Source organism: Bacillus sp. 22-7, from assembly GCF_010628845.1.
GTDB classification, from domain to species: Bacteria; Bacillota; Bacilli; order Bacillales; family Cytobacillaceae; genus Cytobacillus; species Cytobacillus firmus_B.
This window is the reverse complement of record NZ_NJQY01000003.1, coordinates 1-20,279: the sequence shown is the minus strand read 5'-3', so window position 1 is coordinate 20,279 and position 20,279 is coordinate 1. Positions and strand designations below refer to the sequence as shown.

The following is a 20,279-nucleotide window of genomic DNA, read 5'->3' as shown; positions in this document are numbered from 1 at the left end:
AAAATGAAGTTTACAATTAGCATAACAGTTGGTTTATTGGTTGAAATACTATCAGTTAATGTGTGCTTAATAGCTGCGTCTATAAATATTCATGTTTATTTTTTTCTAAAATCCTTCAAACTAAGCGGGTACCAAAATTTTTTACAGGGGGTTATTTAACGTGTCCAAGAAAAACAATACGCCATCTGATCAAGTTGACCAAAAGGAATTATTGGACGATAAAGTGAAAGAGGCCAGAAAAAACAACTTCGAAGAAGATCACGTACGCAGAGTTACATCAAATGGTGCACAAGGGCAATAAGTAACACTTAGAAACACAGCTGCAAAATTAGGAACCCGTTCTTAAAATGACCGGGTTTTTATTGTTGGTACAGGATGTGATAACCATGGACTGGTGTAATTTACTAATGGTAAGATATTTTTTGACTATTCTGTTGACTATTCCAAAATATGATTTATGATAAGGGTAACCGAAACGATGTTTTACTTACAAAACAAACATGTGTGGAGGTTATAAAATGCCATTTATTGATGTGAATGACTTAACGATTCATTATGAAGTAGAAGGAAATGGTGAACCGCTCGTTATTCTTCATGGGCTGGGAAACAATTCACAATCCTGGAAAAAGCAGCTGGAAGGGCTTAGCACGGAATTTACTGTTATAGCCTGGGATGCTCCCGGCTATGGCAAGAGTTCTGATCCTGGGGAGGAATTTACACAGTTCAGCCAATTTGCTGATGTGTTAAAGGGCTTTATTGACGGTTTGCATTATAAAACTGTTAATCTTTTAGGACATTCAATGGGTTCAGCCATTGCTCTTGATTTCTGCAGCCGTTATCCTGATATGGTGACAAGGCTAATTATTGCCGATGCCACCCGCGGTGCCGCGGGGCAGAGTCATGAGGAAAACGAAAGAAAGCTGAAAAACCGCTTACATAATATTAACACATTAGATCCAAAGGAGTTGGCTCAATTGAGGGTAAAAGAACTCCTTGCGCCAAACCCAGATCCAGAAGTAAAGAAGGAAGCAGAACGAATCATGTCCCAGGTAAGGCCGATTGGCTATCGCTCTGTGGCCTTCTCACTTTCAAATTTAAATCAAATGGATATTTTGCCTTCCATTTCTGTTCCTGTCCTTGTAATTTGCGGGGTATTGGATAGGGTGACCCCTGTAAGCGAATCAGAAATTTTCCATCAGTATATCCCTAATTCTATTCTGAAAACCATTCCGAAAACAGGACATTTATGCTATCAGGAGGATCCGGACTACTTTAATGCCCTTATTTTGAATTTCCTTCAGGGTGCATACAAAAAAGAAGAATTAGCAGAAAGGTAACCATAGTGAAATATTTCCTATTTCAATCCTGGTTTAGTTATTATTTTGGTAAAAATGTAAACAGGGGGTGAGTTGCATGGCAAAAGAGGAGAAAGAACGGTATAATGCCAATGCTCTGGTTCGGGGGCTGGAAATCTTAAAACTATTTAATGAAGAGCGTCCAACTCTGTCACTGGTTGAAATTGCAAAAGAATTGAATGTAAGCCGAACTGTCCCGTATCGATTATTGTATACTCTCCAATCGCTTGGTTATCTTGACCAGGACGAAAACTCAAAGAGATATAGTTTAACACCCCAGGTATTGGAATTGGGCTTTTCCTATTTAAGTACGTTAAAACTTCCGGAAATTGCCCAGCCTTACTTGGAGACATTAAGAGATGAAACAGGGGCTTCCTGCCATTTATCCATTCTGGATGGGAATGAAGTGGTGTACGTTGGCAGTGCTCCTGTAAGAGGAGTATCCGCTATTAATGTCAATATCGGACTGAGGCTTCCGGCTCATGCAACAGCAAATGGAAAATTGCTGCTTGCCTATCAGCCGCAGGAAAAGCTGAAACAGCTTTTTTATGGATCCGAATTGAAGCCGTATACGGATCGGACAAAAACTTCCCTGGCTGATTTTCAAAATGAAATTGAAATTATCAGGGGAAATGGATACTCCATTACAAAAGGAGAGCTTCACCATGGTATTCAATCAGTAGCGGCACCTATATTTGATAAAACCGGCAGCATTATGGCGGCTATTAATGTGGTAGCAACAGAGACAACATTCCATGATGAGTTTATTGAACAAGTAGCGCTGCCAAAAGTGCTTGAGATTTCAAAAAAGTTATCAGGCTATATGGGATATCATCTTTAAGAATAGAAATAATGGGTAAAAGCTTGCAGTTGCTGCAAGCTTTTTTTGTTTTGTATATAAAACATAATTTTGTAAACGAAACAAATTGAAATTTTTTATTGACTCAATTTTCGAAAAACTTTACACTATTATTAAGTGGTAAACATTGTTTTGTATATAAAACATAGAACGGCTGAAAGGAGGGCAAAAAATACCACCCAAAATATTTTTTTTTATGAAGTATAATATTTGAGAATCGAATGTATTTGAAAGCGGTTGCAAAATGAATATGTTTCTTGAAAGGGGATCACAAATGCTGAAAGGGAACAAAAGATGGCTCTATATTGCAGTGCCAATATTCTTTTTCTGGTTTTTTGGACAAATTGATAAACTGGGAATCTCGGTTATTCAAACGGATCCTGGCTTCCTTAGTGATCTGGGGCTAACAGGGGCAGACAAAAATGCCAAAATTGGCTTAATTACTTTTATCTTTACAATTTCTTACGCCGTTTCAAATATTTTCTGGGGCTTTGTTATTGATAAGGCAGGTCCGCGGAAAACGGCTATATTCGGACTGGTAATTTGGACTGCGACTATGATTGCTGGCGGTTTGGCAACTTCCTATGAAATGTTTTTAATCAGCAGGGTAATACTTGGATTCGGTGAAGGGATGATGATTCCGGTTTGCGGAAAATTCATTTCGAATTGGTTTAACCAGCGGGAACTTGGCCGGGCACAGTCTACCTGGCTCGCGGGCAATTATTTCGGTCCTGCCTGTGGAGCTGTTATATTGACTTTAGTGCTTGCGACTTTCCATTGGGAAGCTGCGTTTTTCTTCCTGGCTGCTTTTAATCTATTTATTGTTATTCCAATGTTTTGGTTCCTTACCCGGGATACTCCTGAAGAACATTATGCAATTGATAAGGAAGAGCTTGCGTATATCCGCAAGTCTGATGGCACTGAAAAACCAAAGAAAAGCTTTGCACAGGACTACCGCTATTGGATTGTTTGGTTTGGCATGTTAATGTCTTCGTTTTTGTTTTTCGGGATCAGCATTTGGCTGCCTACTTATCTCGTTGAGGCGAAAGGTTTCTCAAGAGAAGCAATGACGGGGATTACCTCATTATCCTGGCTGTTTGCTCTAGGGTTTGTATTATCCTGCGGATTTTTGGCAGACAAAACAAGACGTCCAAGCTTGCTTGCCACGATTCTGTTCAGTTTAACGGCAGTCTTCTTAACAGCAGCTATTTTTGCACCGCATCCGGTTCTGGCTGGTATTTGTATGGGACTCGCAATGGGAACTCAAGGCGGAGTCTTCCATTTAAGCAATTTATTTATCGTAAAATTTTCTACCCCGGAAACAGCCGGGCGTGCTGCCGGTCTTATGGGATTCACAAATATTTTAGGCGGTTTTTCAAGTTATATCATGGGATGGATGAGAGACCTTGCAGGCGGGGATTTTGGCCCATCTATTGTTATGCTTATTATTGCAGCGAGCCTGGGCTTCATCGCTTATATATTCACAATCAAAAAAGAGGCAGCAGAGCTTCGGATAGAACAGATTCATCCAAATAGAAAAGTAATCGTATAATAGTTTTATATTTAAAACAAGGTTTCAATAATTTAATTTTTCTCAATATTTTTAATTGACATATTAAATATTGGGATTTATTATTAACCTGTAAGTAAAACATTGTTTTGTATATAAAACATTATAAGGGTTTAGGAGTGATAATTAATGTCAGCAGAAAAATTTGATGTGCAGGCTTTCGAAAAAAAATATGTAGCAAGGCTGGAAGATCGATCCTTGGACTGGAATGTTCTTAAATTTCAAGAAGAAATTGATCCAAAGTATAAAAGGGCGCAAATGAGATATATTGGCCGCGGAGCTACAGCGAATAATGATTCAAATGTGATTGCCGCAGAACATTTCACACTCAGCACGATGGTCCTTCCAGCTGGATGTGTTGGACCTCTTCATCTTCACGATGATGTGGAAGAAGTATTCTTTATTCTTAAAGGGAGTGTAAAGGCTCTTATCCAGGAAGTAGGCAAGGAAGAAGTTCATGAAATTCGTCTGAATGAGCGCGACTGCATCAGTTCTCCTCCGGGAGTGTACCGCGGCATTCATAATGATGGCGATGAAGAAGCGTTAATGCTGGTTATGCTTGGGGCAGTAAAACCAAATCTTCCTACATATCCGAAAGGGAGTGCTCTTGAAGAGCTGCGCATTCAGCGTGCGAAAGAGAGAGAAGCTATCATCAACGGAAAATAATCGTTTCTGTCAATCTGGCATTCTAATAAATATAACCGGGATGGTCCGCACAATTTAAACCGGGTCATCCCGGTTCCTTTAATAATAAATGTTTCTTCGGCAGTCAATGATCACAGAATTTTAAACATAGTATTTGGAGGTGCATGGGATGTTAGGCATTACTCACTTGAGGCACATTAGTCTCGTTACTCCAGTTCTTGAGGAGCAGGCTGAGTTTTACGAGAAGATTTGGGGTCTTGATAAGGTATCCGAAGACGGGGATTCTGTCTATTTCAGGGGTGCAGGTTCAGAGAATCATATTTTACATTTGAAACGGGGAGAAAAAGCGGGACTTCACCATATTGCATTTGGAATGGTTGATAAGAACGCTGTTGACAGGGCTGCGGAGATTCTGGCTTCAAAAGGTATCCCTGTTATTACACCGCCGGGCTATTTAGATGAAGAAGGCAAAGGATACGGACTTCGCTTTGCTGATCCGGAAAATCGCTGCATTGAACTTTCAGCATGGGTGGAAATGCACACGACAATCTGGAATAAGAAGAATGTTGATCCGGTGAAGCTGAATCATGTTGTCATGAATACGGCAGACCTGGATATGATTACAGACTTTTATACCAATATTTTAGGATTTAAGGTTACTGATTGGAGCGAACACCAGATGTCTTTCCTCCGCTGCAACAGGAAGCATCACTCACTTGCCTTCAACCAGGACCAGCATGCATCTGTCAATCATATTGCCTATGAGGTAGACACAGTGGACGAAGTCATGCGGGGGATTTCAAATGTCAGAAAAGCAGGTTATCAGGAGCTGTGGGGGCCTGGACGCCATGGACCGGGAAATAACATCTTCTGTTACTTTCAGGATCCTGCCAAATTTGTCATGGAATACACTTGTTATCTCGAAACCATTGAAGATGAGGAAGAATGGGTGGCTCGAGTATGGAAAAGGGTTCCACACCTGATGGATCAATGGGGAATAGCCGGACCTCCAAAACCTGAAGCACGTGCAGCGATGGGCGGAAAGCCAGATCCGGGCTGGATCAGCGTGAATGCATTAACCTAAAGATATTTGAAAGGGGTATCGTGATGGACTTTGGTTTAAAAGGAAAAACAGCAGTCATTATGGGCGGGACTTCAGGGGTAGGCCTCAAGACAGCAGAAATGTTCCTTCTGGAAGGTGCAAAAGTTGCGGTATGCGGCAGAAATGCAGAGAGGAAGGATAAAGCATTTGACCATTTATTGCATTTCGGATCCCAGGATTCAATCTTTGCCGCCACTTGTGATGTAACAAATAAAGAGGATGTTAATCGTTTTGTCGATTCGGCAGCATCCCGATTTCAGGGAATTGATATTTTAGTTAATGCAGCCGGACAAAGTGTTATGGGCCATTTCTTCGATATTACAGATGACCAATGGCAGGAGCAGATCCAGTTAAAATATTTTGCCATAATCCATGCGGTACGTGCTGTTCATCCATATTTGGTGAAGAGCGGAGGCGGAAGGATCATAAATATTAATGCGACGCTTGCAAAGGAACCTGAAAGACATATGGTTGCTACAGCTGCTACAAGGGCAGGTCTTCTGAACTTAAGTAAAACGCTTTCCCAAGAGCTTGCATCAGACAATATCCTGGTCAACTCCGTAAGTCTTGGATTAATCCGTACCGACCAGTGGGAACGCAGACGATTGAAAAATGCACCTGATATGGATGCCGAGGAATATTACAAAGATCTTGCAGCGAAGCGGAAGATTCCGCTGGGCAGGGTTGGAGAAGCAGAAGAGGTAGCCAGTGTCATTCTCTTTTTAGCTTCAAAGCAGGCAAGTTATGTTTCAGGATCAACCATTGAAACAGCTGGAGCGCTGGGGAAAGCGCTTTAATTTCAAGCAAAGGCAGGAATGATTAGGATGAGCCAACAGGAACAATTGGAAATTGCGCCGGGAAAAGCAAATGAGCAAATGGAATTTACTGCAGCAGATGCAGTGGTGAAGGAGCTTGTCCGTGCTGGAGTTGAGGTGGCATTTGGGATTGTAAGCATTCATAATATGCCGATTTATGATGCCATCCTGCGTGAGGGAAGTATTCATCTGGTTTGCTCGCACGGGGAGAGCGGTGCGGCAAATATGGCAGATGGTTATGCCCGTGCGACAGGAAAATTGGGTGTGGTCATCACGAGCACGGGAACTGGCGCAGGAAACGCAGCTGGTTCACTGATTGAGTCATGGGCAGCGGGGGTCCCGGTCCTTCATTTAACAGGTGAGGTTGCATCCCCCTATTTGGGTACTGGAAGAGGCTATATTCACGAGTGTAAAGACCAGCTGTCTATTATGGAGGGTTCTTGCAAGAAAGCTATACGGCTAAGAAGGCCTGAACAGGCAGCAGCGGTTATCAGGCAGGCGATTAAGGAAGCTGCAGCTGCACCTTCAGGCCCTGTTTCGGTAGAAGTCCCAATCGATTTCCAATCTGCGATTATACCGGATTACTCATTGGAAGAAGTGAATGTTTCAGTACACGAAAACAGCTCCATATCGTTTCTTCCAAAAGAGGTGATATTCAAAGTCAGCCAGGCCCGCCGCCCGGTCATTTGGGCAGGAGGGGGCGTCATTAGCGCCGGAGCTTCCAAAGAATTGCAGGAGCTTGCGGAAAGAATCGGGGCAGCCGTTATTACAAGCCAATCAGGCAAGGGCAGCATTCCGGAGGATCATCCTCAATGTATTGGCCACTTTGCATCATTTGAATTAACAAAGGATTTAGTGAAGAAATCGGATCTCCTGATCAGCATTGGAGTCAGATTTAGAGGGAATGAAACCTCCAACTGGAAAATAGATGTCCCTGAAAACCATATCAGCATTGATGCTGATCTGCAGGCAATGAACCGAAATTATGCCGCCGCCATTGGGCTGGCAGGTGATGCTAAGCTTATATTGAGAAAAGTAAATGAAGAATTGGCTAAGGAATCATTTGTGCCATCCGAAGAATATTTGGAAGAAGTGCTTTCAGTAAGGAAGGAACTTAGACTTCAGCTGAGAGCCACTCTTGGGCCATATGAAAAAATAGCAGATGCTATGCGTAAATTGCTCCCGCGGGATACTGTATTGGTGCGTGACGTTACGGTACAGGCAAATGTCTGGGGTAGCCGATTATTTGAGATATATGAGCCGCGGACGTCCATTCATGCTTCAGGAGGAGGGATTGGGCAAGGTTTGCCGACTGCAATCGGAGCACAAATGGGATGTAAGGACAAACAAGTTGTTTTACTAGCTGGAGATGGCGGCTTCATGGTCAATGTGGGTGAAATGGCAACTGCAGTCCAGGAAAGCCTTCCGCTAATTGTCGTCCTGTTTGATGATGCGGGATATGGTGTTCTCCGAAATATTCAGGATGCCGCCTATGGACGGCAGGTGGCGGTCGATTTAGTTAGCCCAGATTTCGTTTTACTGGCTCAGTCCATGGGATTTGCTTCTGCGAGGATCGGTTCTCCGGAAGAATTCGGATCAGAACTGGAGAAGGCAGTGGAGAGAAGAAAACCATCCATGATCGTAGTGGATATGGAAGCGGTCGGGCCAATGGCGAAACCATTTGGAGGTCCTCCTGGCGCGGCAGAAGCATTCAAACCTAAAAAGATGTAAGGGAGTGATTTGTGGTGATTTCGACGTACCCATTTGTCTCAGGAAAATATTTAATAGCTGGAGAGTGGATCCAGGGAGAAAATACAGCAAATGTTTTAAATCCAGCTGATCATCAGGAAGTCGTTGGAGAAGTAGCTTTATGTACAGAAGAACAAGTTGAATTGGCCATTTCTGCTGCCGCAAAGGCTTTTGAAACCTGGTCGGAAAGTGAGATTGGGGACCGGGCAAACCGGATGAAGATGGCTGCGGACGAGATTAAAGCAAGTCTCGAGGAGAACGTAACCTTGCTGATCCGCGAAAATGGGAAGGTATTGGTTGAAGCGAAAAAAGACCTTCTGCGCTGTGTCGATATTATGAAGGAAGCTGCCGATGAGCTGCTGGAATGGTGGAAGCCTGAATCCATTCCCGGTTCCCAGGAGGTCCAAATCCGCAAGCGTCCACGTGGGGTAACGGCGGTGATCTCTCCATGGAACTCACCAATGATCCTTACGTTTAAGCGGGTGATCCCGGCTGTTCTTGCCGGAAACTCAGTCGTTGTAAAACCAGCGACGAGCTGTCCGCTAACGATCATGTCATTCCTCCAGACTGTAGCTTCTTATTTCCCGGAAGGAGTCATTAATGTTGTAACTGGTTCAGGGGGGGTTATTGGCAGCAAACTTTGCTTAGATCCGCGAATCCGAACCATTGCATTTGTCGGCAGTACCGAGACAGGGAAAGAAATCATGCGAGCTGCTTCTGGCACAGTGAAAAATGTCTACATGGAGCTTGGCGGGAATGATGCAGCTATTATCCTCGAGGATGCAAATCTGGATGAGAGCGCTATCAAACGCCTGCGTTTCGGTGTCCTTCGGGCAGCAGGCCAGGTGTGCTCAGCCATTAAAAGGATTTATGTCCATGAATCACGATATGGGGAGCTGGTAGAAAAGCTTAGAAAAGAATTTCAGCATATTAAGGTTGGAAACGGAATTCAGCCTGATGCCGAGATGGGGCCTTTGAACAATAAGGCTCAATACGAATATGTGAATGGACTGATCGAACGCGCCAGAAAATCCGGTGCCACAGTCATCACAGGAGGGATTCAGCTTGATCCTGAGTCCTGGGATAAAGGCTACTACATACTGCCTGCAATCATCACCGGTGTGGATCAGAAAAGTGAAATTGTTCGTGCTGAACAGTTTGGACCTGTCATTCCGATCCTTCCATTTAAAGAGGATGAGGAAGTCATCAGCCTTGCAAATGACAGTGAATTTGGTTTAAGGGCTTCTGTTTGGACAGAAGATGAATCCAAAGCAATTGAATTTGCAGACCGGTTAGAGGCAGGTGCCGTTTTCCATAATAATCATACCGTCTTTCAGGATCTCCATCTGGACTTCCCTGGCCTAAAGGAAAGCGGACTTTCACGTGAAACGCGGCATTGCGGCCTGGAGTTTTTTGCAGATTCCTATGGTTTTGCCAATTAGGGGGATACCGATATGAAATTAGCCTTAATAGGAGGCGGGAATATAGGCAGGTTCCTGCTTCAAAGCATTAATAAAGACTGCTTAATACCTAATGCGAAAATTATTGGCCTTCATACCCGCTGCCAGGAACAGGCAAAGGAACTATCACGGGAATTTAAAGCGGAAATCTTTGCAGACGTGGAATCCCTGTTAAAATCCGATGCCGACATGGTTATTGAAGCAGCAACTGTTGAAGCTGTAGAGGAGTACGCTGCTTCCATTTTGCTTTCAGGCAAAGATCTGGTTGTCAGCAGTGTTGGCGCATTGGCAGACCGGGAATTTTATAAGTGCCTTGAAGAAATTTGCATCATAAATAATACGAAAATTCACTTGCCATCAGGAGCAATCGGCGGCCTGGATGTTCTAAAAGCTGCCAAATCGATTGGTGAACTGGATTCTGTCTCCATTATCACCAGGAAGCCTCCTCAGGCACTTCCCGGTGCCCCTCTTAATGGAGAAAAGGTGCTTTTTGAGGGATCTGCCGCTGAAGCCATTAGATTATTCCCAAAGAATATCAATGTTTCCATTATCTTGTCTCTCGCGGGATTAGGTGCAGACAATACCGGAGTTAAAATCATATCCGATCCGGCAGTAAGTAAAAATAGCCATACGATTGAGGCAGCAGGTTCATTCGGCAAGCTATCGCTTCAAGTCGAAAATGACCCGATGCCTAATAATCCAAAGACAAGCTACCTCGCAGCCCTAAGCATCCTGGCTTCATTGAAGAATAGGGATGAAATAATCCGGGTTGGATGAGATATGTGCTAGGTGTATAGCAGGAGGAAGAGAATATTTTCTTCTTTTCCTCGCTCCTTATTTTAAGACGAAGGGGGAATTTACATATGATTAAAACGACAACTAAGAACTTAGAAGAGATGACCCAAAAAGAAACAATCGGCTACTTAAACGAGACAGTCCAGCCTGAGGCTGGGTCCATTCCTGCTTTTATCCTCGCAGATCCTAAGATTTACGATATTGAGCATAAAAAGGTGTTTATGAAAACCTGGCTTTTTATTGGCCATGAATCAGAAATCCCAAATAAAAATGATTATATGTTAAGAGATTTAGCAGGCTACTCGATTATCATTACAAGAGATTCAGAGAATGAAATCCGCGGCTTTTACAATATGTGCACACACCGGGGAATGAAATTATGCCGTGCTGACAAAGGAAATAAATCCTCTTTTGTATGTCCTTATCATGGATTCAATTTTAAAAACAATGGTGATCTGACTGGAGTGCCTCTGCAGAAGGATATTTATGGAACTGACCTGGATAAGTCCAAGCTGGGACTCCACAAAATAAGGATTGAATCGTATAAAGGCCTTATTTTTGGAACCTGGAATGAAGAAGCAGAGTCTCTTTCAGATTTTTTGGGCGATTTCAAATGGTATTTGGACATTTTAGCCGGACGTGCTGAAATGGAAGTCGTCGGCCCTCCGCAAAGATTCATCATTCATTCAAACTGGAAGGTAGGAGCAGATAACTTTGTCGGCGATTCCTACCACACGATGGTCACTCATGGATCCATTGCAAAATTGGGCATGGTGCCCAGTGCCACATATTCCAAAAAGGGATACCAGATTCACACAATGAACGGGCATGGGTTAAATCTGGGCACACCTAATCCTGACTTCGCATTCCCTGAAGAGCTGAAATCTGAATATCAATCCAATTTAACAGATGAACAATATGATGTGCTGGCCAATTTGAAAAATATGATCGGAAACATCTTTCCCAACCTTAGCTTCCTCATTTCGCATACAAAAGTGAAAGGGCAGCTGATATCGAATACAACCGTTCGCATGTGGAGGCCAATTGGGCCAGATAAAATGGAAGTGATCGCCTGGTTCCTCGTAGAGAAAAATGCGGCAGAGGACTGGAAGAAACGTTCAAGGGATTCATTCATTTTAACGTTCAGCCCTTCAGGCATTTTCGAACAGGATGATACAGAAGTATTTACTGACATAACCGCTGCCGCATCAGGTCCAATGCCTGTTATGAAAGAACTTGTCTACAATTATACGATGGGGATGCACCGTGAACCGGTCAGTGATTTCACCGGTCCTGGTGTTGTCTACGATGATAAGTTTTCTGAAGCGAATCAAAGAAACTTCTATCGCTATTGGCTTGATCTCATGAACGTTTAAGTAAACTGGAACAATGCCTGGAAATGGGGGAATACAGAATGAGTTTAGAGAAAATGCTCGCAACCTATGAATTTGAACAATGGCTCTACAGAGAAGCTGAGCTGCTTGATCATATTGATTTTGATGGCTGGTTCAGCCTTATGCATTCATCCCTGATTTATCAAATGCCTGTACGCGTCAATAAAGAAGGCACTGAAAGGCCGGATTATGCGGCAGATATGTTTTCGTTTAATGATGATATAGAGTTGCTGAGCCTGAGAGTCGAACGGTTAAAAACAGATTATGCCTGGGCGGAAATTCCGCCTTCCCGCACCCGCCGCTATGTAAGCAATGTCAAACTGACAGACTATGTGCCGAATGAAAAAGCATCTGTAAATAGTTATCTTCTAATCTATCGCAGCCGCAGTACAGACATCCATCATGACCTGATTTCAGGAGAACGGCGTGATGAATTTATATATGAAGATGGCGTCTGGAAATTATCCAAGAGGGTTTTCATTGTTGATCAGACGACACTCAATACCAGAAATCTTGCTATTTTTGTATAAGGAGGAGCATCCAGTATGGCACTGCTTAGCGGAAAATCAGTTTATTTGACCGGGGGCGCCTCTGGCATCGGCAGGGCTGTTACAGAAAGTTTTATACAAGAAGGAGCCTTTGTAACGGTCCTGGATAAGTCAGCAGCTGGCCTCGAGCAATTGAAAAAGGAATTCGGGGATCGTGTTTTGTGCATAGAAGGAGACGTCACTGAATACGAGGATCACATTCACGCCGTTGAAGCTGCTGTGGAAGCGGCGGGGAAACTGGATGTGTTCGTTGCCAACGCCGGCGTATTCGACGGGTTTGCCAAATTTAGTGAAGTAACACCAGAGGCCATGTCAGATGCCTATGACCTGTTATTCAATATTAATGTCAAAGGGTATTTTAATGGTGCAAAAGCTTCAGCCGATGAATTGAAAAAAACAAATGGAAATATGATTTTCACGGTTTCCGGAGCCGGCTTTTACCCGGACGGGGGCGGAGTCTGGTATACAGCAAGCAAGCATGCGCAAATCGGCTTAATGCGCCAGCTTGCCTTTGAATTAGCCCCGGATATAAGAATAAATGCAGTCGCCCCCGGCGGCACATTGACGGCACTCAATGTCATTCACCCGCTTAAGCCGTTTGTGAAAGCAGTCGATCAGGATACGAAAGCGAAGAGCATTAAATCCCGGAATCCTCTTCGCATAGCCATGACCAGTGAAGACCATGTTGGAGCGTATCTATTGCTTGCTTCTGATCAATCCCGTGCCATAACAGGCGAAGTGATTTCAAGTGATGGAGGACTTGCTGTACGGGGTTTATCCTGAGGAGAAGCGTTATTTAGGAGGAGTGTTTTTATGGCAGAAAGCAAAACCGCTAAAGCGCCATTAGCAGGAAATCAGGCCATTAACCAGCTGGCATTTGTTGTACGGGATATTGAAGAGGCCTGTGAGGCGTTTTCAAGTTTACTGGGTGTTCCAAAACCTGGGTGGTTTTTAACAGGTGATCAGGAAGTATCGAAGGTAATTTACCGTGGAATGCCTACTGCATCAAGAAGCAAATTAGCATTTCTAAATACGCCCACTGTTCAATTTGAACTGATTGAACCAAATGAAGAACCAGGCACGATGCGGGAGTTTTTGGATAGAGCAGGGGAAGGCATACACCATATTGCCTTTGATGTGAAATCCATCAGAGAGCGGATGCCTTTTTTTGAGGAAAGCGGATATTCATCACTGCAAAGCGGGGAGTTTACAGCAAGTGAAGGCAGATATGTTTATGCAGATACCTTGAAAGACTGCAAGATATTGGTTGAACTCCTGGAAAGCTCTGAGGCAAGAACCACTGCAGCTGCCCAAGAATCACATAGCTCTTTGCTTGGAACAAATATAGTCGAGCAGCTGGCAATCGTGGTAAAAGATCTGGAATTAGCTGCAGAAGCTTATTGTAAGCTTCTCGGTGCAGATATGCCGCCCATTATACAATCTGGCCCAAGTGAAACCACACAGGTTATGTTCAGAGGTCAGCCAACTGAAGGTAAATCAAGATATATGTTCATCAATACGCCTTTCATTCAAATTGAATTAATCGAACCAGGTGATTCACCAAGCACTTGGCAGGAACATCTGGAGAAATACGGTGAAGGTGTCCATCATATTTCGTTCGTTGTCGATAACCTGGATGAAAAAGTCAGATTGCTCGAAGGAATGGGATATCCTGTCATACAAACTGGCAATTTTTTTAATGGGAAAGGCAAATACGCCTATATGGATACAACCTCAGCATTTAAAGTGATTATTGAATTACTTGAGAGATATTAAAAAACGGCTGCACAAAAAAGTGCAGCCGTTTTTTTTGGGTAGCATCGGCTCTTGTTAAATTGTAAAATAATACTATTCTAGCAATTATTAGGGGGATTTATGTACACTTACGAATCTTTTGTAACAGACGGAACTTTTACACTATTGAGGCCGGTGATGTCCAGTTTCCTTTTAATTGCTGTAATTCTATTCGTTCTTGTTTCGCTTCCTAGAGCCTTGCAGGGTTTCTTGAACGGATATACAGTTATGGCGGTTGCACTCATTTCAATTATTATATCTGGCCAGGTTCTATTTTTTGAAGCCATACTTGCCGATGAGTTAGGGATGGGAGGAGGAAGCGGATTTTGGATGTTCCTTGTGATTGTCATTCTGGGAATCGTGAGCCCCATTATTTATTTCATTAGACAGAGGGAGGCGGGATCGTGACCGGTTATGAAATTAAGAAACTGAGAGTCAGGCAGCTTCTGTTCTTAAATGGCAGCATCCTTTTTTTCTTAGCAGCTTCGTACATCTTACAAATATTAATAGATATTACTTATTCACAAATGTTTATTTTCCTCGGCATTGTAACTCTGATTCAATCGATTCTGGGATGGGTAAAGCGTAATTCCGCCAAATCTATTTTTCCTTATATCAAACAAGTGGCCATCTATGAAAAAGAAAAAATGGGCAATGAATGGAGTAAGCAGCGGACAATGGGGAGTATCTGGACTTTGCTTGTCAGCAGCATCCTATTTTCAATGCTTACTTCCATTCTGATTCCGGGGAAATTCTGAAAATAGAGCCGATGTTTTTATTTTTTCTGACTATCGCGATTCTGGCCTTGATCAATATTAGCATGATTATTCACAGCAGGAAGGTGGATGGTGCTCAATCACCTGCAGACTTCACAGGTTATACACGAAACTCTAATGTAAGGGCAATTATCTTTGGTGCATGTTACGCCGTCCTTATCTGTGTGTTAATACTTTCTTTAGTCTAACCGCTCCATATATGTTTTGGACGGTCTTTTTTTGTTTAAATACAAGTTGACAGGTCGGAATAGTTGGTTATATAATGTGAATAATTAATTCTGAGGGAGGAACAGATTATGAATGAACGTTATCCTGTTTTGGACGGTGCAGAATCATTTTACTATGAAGGCAATGAGATTGGGATCCTGATCACTCATGGTTTTCTTGGAACTCCCCAGAGTGTCCGGTTTTTGGGGGAATCGTTTGCCAGGCTTGGCTATACTGTCTTTGCACCAAGGCTTAAAGGCCACGGCACACATTATAAAGATATTGAAAATACCTCTCATGAGGATTGGTTTGCTGAAGCAGAAAAGGGTTATCAATTTCTAAAAGACAGATGCACATTTGTCTATGCTGCAGGTCAATCGATGGGTGGTGCCTTGACACTTTGGCTTGCTAATAAATATCCGGAAATTGCAGGTATAGTGTTAATAAATGCCGCTCTCCGGGTTCCATGTTATGAAAATTTAATCGGGAAATCAAACCCCAGGTACATTGATGAAGGTGCACCGGATATTAAAAAAGAGGATGTAGAGGAAATTACGTACGGGAAAGTTCCGGTCCTCTCCATCTTCGAATTGCAGAAAGTCATGGAAAGAACACCAGACCTATTGCCTTCCATTAAAACACCTGTATTAGGCTTTAAGTCGATAGAAGATCATGTTGTGCCTGCAGGGTGTACAGATTTTATTTTTCAAAAGATTGGCTCCGAGAAAAAGAAAGCTATATCGCTCTATAACTCCTATCATGTGGCATCCATGGACCATGATAAGGAAGAGATTGTTAACATAACTCATCAGTATATCCAGGAGAATCAGGCAAACAGCTTGTCCTTTGTGTAAGGACGGGCTGTTTTTTTCACGTTATGAAACTTTTTAAACATGCTGTCGTATAAAAGAAAAGGGTATTTAGCCTGTATTACAGAATAATACAGTACATCTTACATAGGGAAGAAGATGATGGAAATGAAGGCGAGAAGTAAATGGCTCCGCATGTATAAAGTTTTTTCTTTGGCACTTCTCATAATATTACAGATTTACTGGTATAAATGGACCCGCAAATCTGAAGCTGAGTGGGAAAAATTATGGTCTGGCATCGGGAAAAGATTCCGGACAACACTTTTTGAATTAGAAGGGCTGCTGATAAAGATTGGTCAGTTCATCAGCATTCGTTCTGATTTGCTTCCAAAAGCTTTCATCCAGGAACTTCAAGACCTGACCGATAAGGTGCCTCCGTCCGAATGGGGTGAAATCCAAAGAATTTTAAACGAAGAGTGGGGAAGCGAGCTCTCTAAAAAGGTGGTGGCGATTGAAAAAGAAGCCATAGCATCTGCTTCGATTGGAGAGGTATATAAAGGCGCTCTGCAGGACGGCTCAATTGTCGCCATTAAAGTGCAGCGTCCAAATATTCAATCTATCGTACATACCGACTTCCGGACCCTGAGTATTCTTGTATGGTTCGCAGATCGGTTTGTCCCTATTCCTAAGGGATTCATTAATTTAAAAGTCCTTTTTCAGGAGCTTAAGCAGGTTATTGAGCGGGAGCTTGACTTTACAAAGGAAAAGGATACCCTGCTTTATTTTAAGGAGCGCTTTAAAGACAGTGAGATGGTGAAAATTCCTGATGTGCATCAGGAGCTTTGCACCTCGAAAGTGCTTGTGATGGAATGGGTGGAGGGAAAAAGACTCAATGATTCAGAAGCGGTTGAAAAACTAGAGATGTCCCGTAAGGAATTGGCCCGCCAATTGATGAAGCTCTTCCTGCCGCAATGGCTGGAACCTGGGATGTTTCATGCCGATCCTCATCCGGGAAATGTGCAGTTTATGAGGGAAGGGAAGATCATTCTTCTCGATTTTGGCATGGCCGGTGAAATTTCAAAAAAAGATGCAGTCTCTTTTAGGAATTTAATTGAATCCATTCTCGCTAAAAACTACAGTAAAGCAGTCGAATGTCTGTCACAGCTGGGATTCCTTCTGCCGGAAGCTAATGCGGGAACATTGGAGAAGCTCCTGTCAGAATGGATGGCATTTGACCTTTCTCAGGTAAAGGATATGGACTTAGTGGCTCTTAAGCTTGAACTAAATGATTTGATTGCAGCTCTTCCGATTCAGGTGCCAACACGCTTTGTTTTTCTGGGCAGATCCTTTATGACAATCGAAGGAATTGTTCGCCATCTGGCACCAGATGAAGATCTTCTTGAGCTAGGGAAACCAGTTCTTACAGAATGGTTAAGGTCACAGGGGAATAAATGGTCATTTATTTGGAACATTATCCAATCCCAGCCGTTCTTTAAAATTTTTCATTCAGCAGCGGAGTTCCTGGAAACACCTCGTAAATTGGAAAAAATGAAAGAGGCCGGTCAAAAAAGAGAGTTTCAATTTAAAATCTATGAAAATCGGAAAAAGCTGCTTTTTCAGTTATTCATGTTAGGTTTAACCGGGTCAGGATTTGGAATTTATGCTGATGAAATGCTGATCATGCAGTTATCCGCAGGCATCGCAGCCATTGCGCTTGCAGGGTATGGGGTGAACAGCTGGAGACTGGGAAAATGGCTGAAATATATGCCGGAAAAACGGAAATAATCAAAAGAGCCGATTTTGGCTCTTTTTCATTTTTGAACTAAAACCAGCCGGATTATGATAAGATATTTAGTCAGGTATACAATTATTCGGAAAAGGAGAGTACTCAGTGTGCTGATTCAAATCAATAAACAGCTGGAGAAAATGATGCCATTGATTACTCCAATAAGCGTTGTTCTTGGTGTTATGCTCGCAGGATATATAAAGGATTTTGCCTTTATCATTCCTTGGGTTTTTGCATTTATGACGTTTTCAGGCAGTCTGAACTCGAGCTTTAGCTATTTAAAGGAAATTATGCATCATCCAAAGCCGCTTTTTCTCATTTTGTTTTTGCTTCATTTTTTGATGCCTCTCTTTGCTTGGAGCACCGGTACACTTGCGTTCGGGGATGATTCTTTAACTATTACCGGGCTGGTATTGGCTATGGCCATTCCGACTGGCATATCAAGCTTTATATGGGTTTCGATATATCGCGGAAATATCCCGCTGACCTTGTCTATTATTCTGGTAGATACCTTTCTGTCACCCTTTATTGTTCCGCTGACCTTGTCTGTATTTTTCCAGAAATCTGTACAGATCGATGCCGTGCCGATGATGACCGGGTTATTTGGCATGATTGTTCTGCCTTCTTTTCTTGGCATGCTTTTCAATCAATTTGCAGGAAAAAGCGCTGCAGCCTTAAGCAGCCGTCTATCTCCTTTTTCAAAGCTTGGCATGGCCATTGTGGTAATGCTGAATGGAGCAGTTGTTGCACCGTATCTGAAGGAGGTCAATCTAAAATTGATCCTCATCGGGATCACTGTATTTTGTGTGGCATTTATGGGCTATCTGATCTCTTTTATCATCGCAAATGTACTGAAATACGATCAGGGCACGACGGTGGCTGTTACATTTAATGGAGGCATGAGGAATATAAGCGTTGGCTCTGTCCTGGCAGTCACTTATTTCCCCGCTCCAGTTGCCGTTCCTGTAGTCATTGGCATGCTCTTTCAGCAGGTTTTGGCATCCCTGTATGGACTCATTATGAAGCGTCATTTCAGCAGGAAGGTTCTGCAGGGTGGTCATAGTGTGTAAAACTCCTGTTTCAGGAGTTTTTTTAGTTTGTAAATTAGTAATATGATCGGGCTATATCAGCCTTCCGCACATAAAAAAGCACAATGAGCATATAAAAAAATTTATCACGCACACAAAAAAGGGGTATCCGCACATAAAAATTTTTTTAAATATGGCTCTGTTAAACTTTAATGTTGATCTTTAGTTAAAGTTAAAGGAAACCCGCGTTTTCAAGGTTTTCCCGTTCATATTGAAGTTGAAAAGATTTTATTAGCTATTGGTGAAACCTTTTCCAACAACCGTTTTCTTATCTAAATCAACGAAAACAGTAAGTTTCCCCGAAGAATCTGTCTCTGTATTATTAAAGGTGACTGAATAAACTTCGCCTTTGTCATAGTCCTTATCAATCAAAGATTTGTTCTCGCTATTGACAGTTACTTTCTCAACAACTGAATCTTTTGGACTTACTGGAATTAAATCTTTTTCTTCGTTCGTAAGACTATTAAACGCTGCCATTTCGATTGGTAATTCATTTTTAGAATCAAATAAATTACATCCAGTCAAAGTTATTGTTAATAAAAGCAGTATTGATATAGAAACCAACCTATTCAAATTTTCCCTCCTCATTATTTAGTAGACGTTTTTATTGGATAGAAGTTTCGTTGTTAAAGTGTTTAATTTGATGGAAAACAAAATTAAACATTAAACTTCGACAAACGTAAGCTGACATTTCAAATACAAATGAAGTCAATTAAAAAATGAACTTAACGGCCCAAAATGGGTTCAAATACATAAATTTCGCCCGAAAACAGGTTTTAACCCCCTTAATTCCGGGTAGAATATCGGGGGATATCACCGGCATTGAAATTATCTTTAAAAAAAGTTATAATAAGACGTTGTTAACACTACCGAGGGGGAAGTTTTTTTGTCAATCGAAATTGGAAGCAAGGTACAAGGAAAAGTAACAGGGATTACAAATTTCGGAGCTTTTGTCGAGCTGCCAGGCGGCACGACTGGTCTAGTTCACATCAGTGAGGTAGCTGACAGCTATGTTAAAGATGTCAATGATCATTTAAAAGTTGGCGATGAAGTAACTGTTAAAGTGCTTAGTGAGAAGGAAGGCAAAATTGCCTTGTCCATCAAAAAAGCAGTGGACAGACCGGAAGGCCAATCTTCTTATTCACAGCGCCCACCGCGCCAGGGAAGAGATGATCGCCGCGGCGGTGGTTCAAGAGATTTCCGTTCAAAAGGAAACTTTAAGCCGAAGGAAAGCTTTGAAGACAAAATGGCAAAATTCTTAAAATCGAGTGAAGAAAATATTTCTTCATTGAAGCGCAATACTGAAGGAAAGCGGGGCGGCCGAGGCGGACGCCGCGGATAAGCAGCCCTTTAGATAATGGGAAACTCCAATCAGGAGGCAAGTTTCCTGACTGATTGTGCGTTATCCTGTGATAAAGGCAAGCCTTTTAAGGCTTGCCTCTTTTCGTTTTTTTAGGAATTTATAAAATCGCGATATGTTTTAACTTTGTGGATGAATTTATCTACGTCTAGCTCCAGCGCCTACCC

At 42.5% G+C, this 20,279-nt stretch carries 21 protein-coding genes; 20 read left to right on the top strand and 1 reads right to left on the bottom strand.

What is annotated here, in order from left to right; all coding sequences use genetic code 11:
• Nucleotides 1-160 precede the first annotated feature (160 nt).
• The 19 genes from CE058_RS24645 (at nucleotide 161) to CE058_RS01390 (ending at nucleotide 18,734) form a co-directional block, all read left to right on the top strand.
• A complete protein-coding gene (locus CE058_RS24645; protein WP_197087628.1) occupies nucleotides 161-301 on the top strand; it encodes a hypothetical protein in 141 nt (46 codons plus the stop codon).
• A gap of 217 nt (nucleotides 302-518) precedes the next feature.
• Nucleotides 519-1,337: an alpha/beta fold hydrolase gene (locus CE058_RS01475; protein WP_048009272.1), complete on the top strand. Its 819-nt coding sequence runs from the start codon at nucleotides 519-521 to the stop codon at nucleotides 1,335-1,337.
• 76 nt (nucleotides 1,338-1,413) lie between these two features.
• Entirely contained in the window at nucleotides 1,414-2,196 is a 783-nt protein-coding gene (locus CE058_RS01470; RefSeq protein ID WP_048009273.1) for an IclR family transcriptional regulator, read from the top strand.
• Nucleotides 2,197-2,488: 292 nt separating this feature from the next.
• Nucleotides 2,489-3,766, top strand: a complete 1,278-nt coding sequence (locus tag CE058_RS01465) for an MFS transporter (RefSeq protein WP_163139830.1) — start codon at nucleotides 2,489-2,491, stop codon at nucleotides 3,764-3,766.
• A gap of 147 nt (nucleotides 3,767-3,913) precedes the next feature.
• On the top strand, nucleotides 3,914-4,450 hold the full coding sequence (locus CE058_RS01460; protein ID WP_035329812.1) for a cupin domain-containing protein: 537 nt from the start codon (nucleotides 3,914-3,916) through the stop codon (nucleotides 4,448-4,450).
• A 148-nt stretch (nucleotides 4,451-4,598) separates the two neighbouring features.
• On the top strand, nucleotides 4,599-5,513 hold the full coding sequence (locus CE058_RS01455) for a VOC family protein (protein ID WP_163139828.1): 915 nt from the start codon (nucleotides 4,599-4,601) through the stop codon (nucleotides 5,511-5,513).
• 23 nt (nucleotides 5,514-5,536) lie between these two features.
• Complete coding sequence (locus tag CE058_RS01450) at nucleotides 5,537-6,328, top strand: SDR family oxidoreductase (protein WP_163139826.1); 792 nt, start codon at nucleotides 5,537-5,539, stop codon at nucleotides 6,326-6,328.
• Between the two features lie 27 nt (nucleotides 6,329-6,355).
• Nucleotides 6,356-8,077, top strand: coding sequence for a thiamine pyrophosphate-binding protein (locus CE058_RS01445; protein WP_163139824.1), 1,722 nt, complete (start codon nucleotides 6,356-6,358; stop codon nucleotides 8,075-8,077).
• Between the two features lie 14 nt (nucleotides 8,078-8,091).
• Complete coding sequence (locus tag CE058_RS01440; RefSeq protein ID WP_163139822.1) at nucleotides 8,092-9,537, top strand: aldehyde dehydrogenase family protein; 1,446 nt, start codon at nucleotides 8,092-8,094, stop codon at nucleotides 9,535-9,537.
• A gap of 12 nt (nucleotides 9,538-9,549) precedes the next feature.
• A complete protein-coding gene (gene nadX, locus CE058_RS01435; protein WP_048009278.1) occupies nucleotides 9,550-10,332 on the top strand; it encodes an aspartate dehydrogenase in 783 nt (260 codons plus the stop codon).
• Nucleotides 10,333-10,418: 86 nt separating this feature from the next.
• Nucleotides 10,419-11,726 carry an aromatic ring-hydroxylating dioxygenase subunit alpha gene (locus CE058_RS01430; RefSeq protein ID WP_053071338.1) on the top strand — a complete coding sequence of 436 codons (1,308 nt, stop codon included), beginning with the start codon at nucleotides 10,419-10,421 and terminating at the stop codon, nucleotides 11,724-11,726.
• Nucleotides 11,727-11,764: 38 nt separating this feature from the next.
• The gene (locus tag CE058_RS01425) at nucleotides 11,765-12,274 is read left to right on the top strand and encodes an aromatic-ring-hydroxylating dioxygenase subunit beta (RefSeq protein ID WP_048009279.1); all 510 of its coding nucleotides are present in this window, start codon (nucleotides 11,765-11,767) and stop codon (nucleotides 12,272-12,274) included.
• Nucleotides 12,275-12,289: 15 nt separating this feature from the next.
• On the top strand, nucleotides 12,290-13,075 hold the full coding sequence (locus CE058_RS01420; RefSeq protein WP_163139820.1) for an SDR family NAD(P)-dependent oxidoreductase: 786 nt from the start codon (nucleotides 12,290-12,292) through the stop codon (nucleotides 13,073-13,075).
• Nucleotides 13,076-13,105: 30 nt separating this feature from the next.
• A complete protein-coding gene (locus CE058_RS01415) occupies nucleotides 13,106-14,068 on the top strand; it encodes a VOC family protein (RefSeq protein ID WP_048009281.1) in 963 nt (320 codons plus the stop codon).
• Nucleotides 14,069-14,167: 99 nt separating this feature from the next.
• A complete protein-coding gene (locus CE058_RS01410; RefSeq protein ID WP_048009282.1) occupies nucleotides 14,168-14,494 on the top strand; it encodes a hypothetical protein in 327 nt (108 codons plus the stop codon).
• Nucleotides 14,491-14,844 carry a hypothetical protein gene (locus CE058_RS24945; protein ID WP_286167831.1) on the top strand — a complete coding sequence of 118 codons (354 nt, stop codon included), beginning with the start codon at nucleotides 14,491-14,493 and terminating at the stop codon, nucleotides 14,842-14,844. Before CE058_RS01410 ends, CE058_RS24945 begins: the two co-directional genes overlap by 4 nt.
• Before the next feature lie 314 nt (nucleotides 14,845-15,158).
• Nucleotides 15,159-15,923, top strand: a complete 765-nt coding sequence (locus CE058_RS01400; protein ID WP_048009284.1) for an alpha/beta hydrolase — start codon at nucleotides 15,159-15,161, stop codon at nucleotides 15,921-15,923.
• 123 nt (nucleotides 15,924-16,046) lie between these two features.
• Nucleotides 16,047-17,663: an ABC1 kinase family protein gene (locus CE058_RS01395; RefSeq protein ID WP_286167830.1), complete on the top strand. Its 1,617-nt coding sequence runs from the start codon at nucleotides 16,047-16,049 to the stop codon at nucleotides 17,661-17,663.
• A gap of 108 nt (nucleotides 17,664-17,771) precedes the next feature.
• Nucleotides 17,772-18,734 (top strand): bile acid:sodium symporter family protein, encoded by a 963-nt coding sequence (locus CE058_RS01390; protein WP_163139816.1) that lies wholly within the window; start codon nucleotides 17,772-17,774, stop codon nucleotides 18,732-18,734.
• A 249-nt stretch (nucleotides 18,735-18,983) separates the two neighbouring features.
• Here the strand turns inward: CE058_RS01390 and CE058_RS01385 are convergent, their stop codons facing one another.
• Nucleotides 18,984-19,325 (bottom strand): hypothetical protein, encoded by a 342-nt coding sequence (locus CE058_RS01385; protein WP_163139814.1) that lies wholly within the window; start codon nucleotides 19,323-19,325, stop codon nucleotides 18,984-18,986.
• Nucleotides 19,326-19,638: 313 nt separating this feature from the next.
• Here CE058_RS01385 and CE058_RS01380 point away from each other — a divergent pair, with 313 nt between their 5' ends.
• The gene (locus CE058_RS01380; RefSeq protein WP_035329831.1) at nucleotides 19,639-20,094 is read left to right on the top strand and encodes a S1 domain-containing RNA-binding protein; all 456 of its coding nucleotides are present in this window, start codon (nucleotides 19,639-19,641) and stop codon (nucleotides 20,092-20,094) included.
• Nucleotides 20,095-20,279 lie beyond the last annotated feature (185 nt).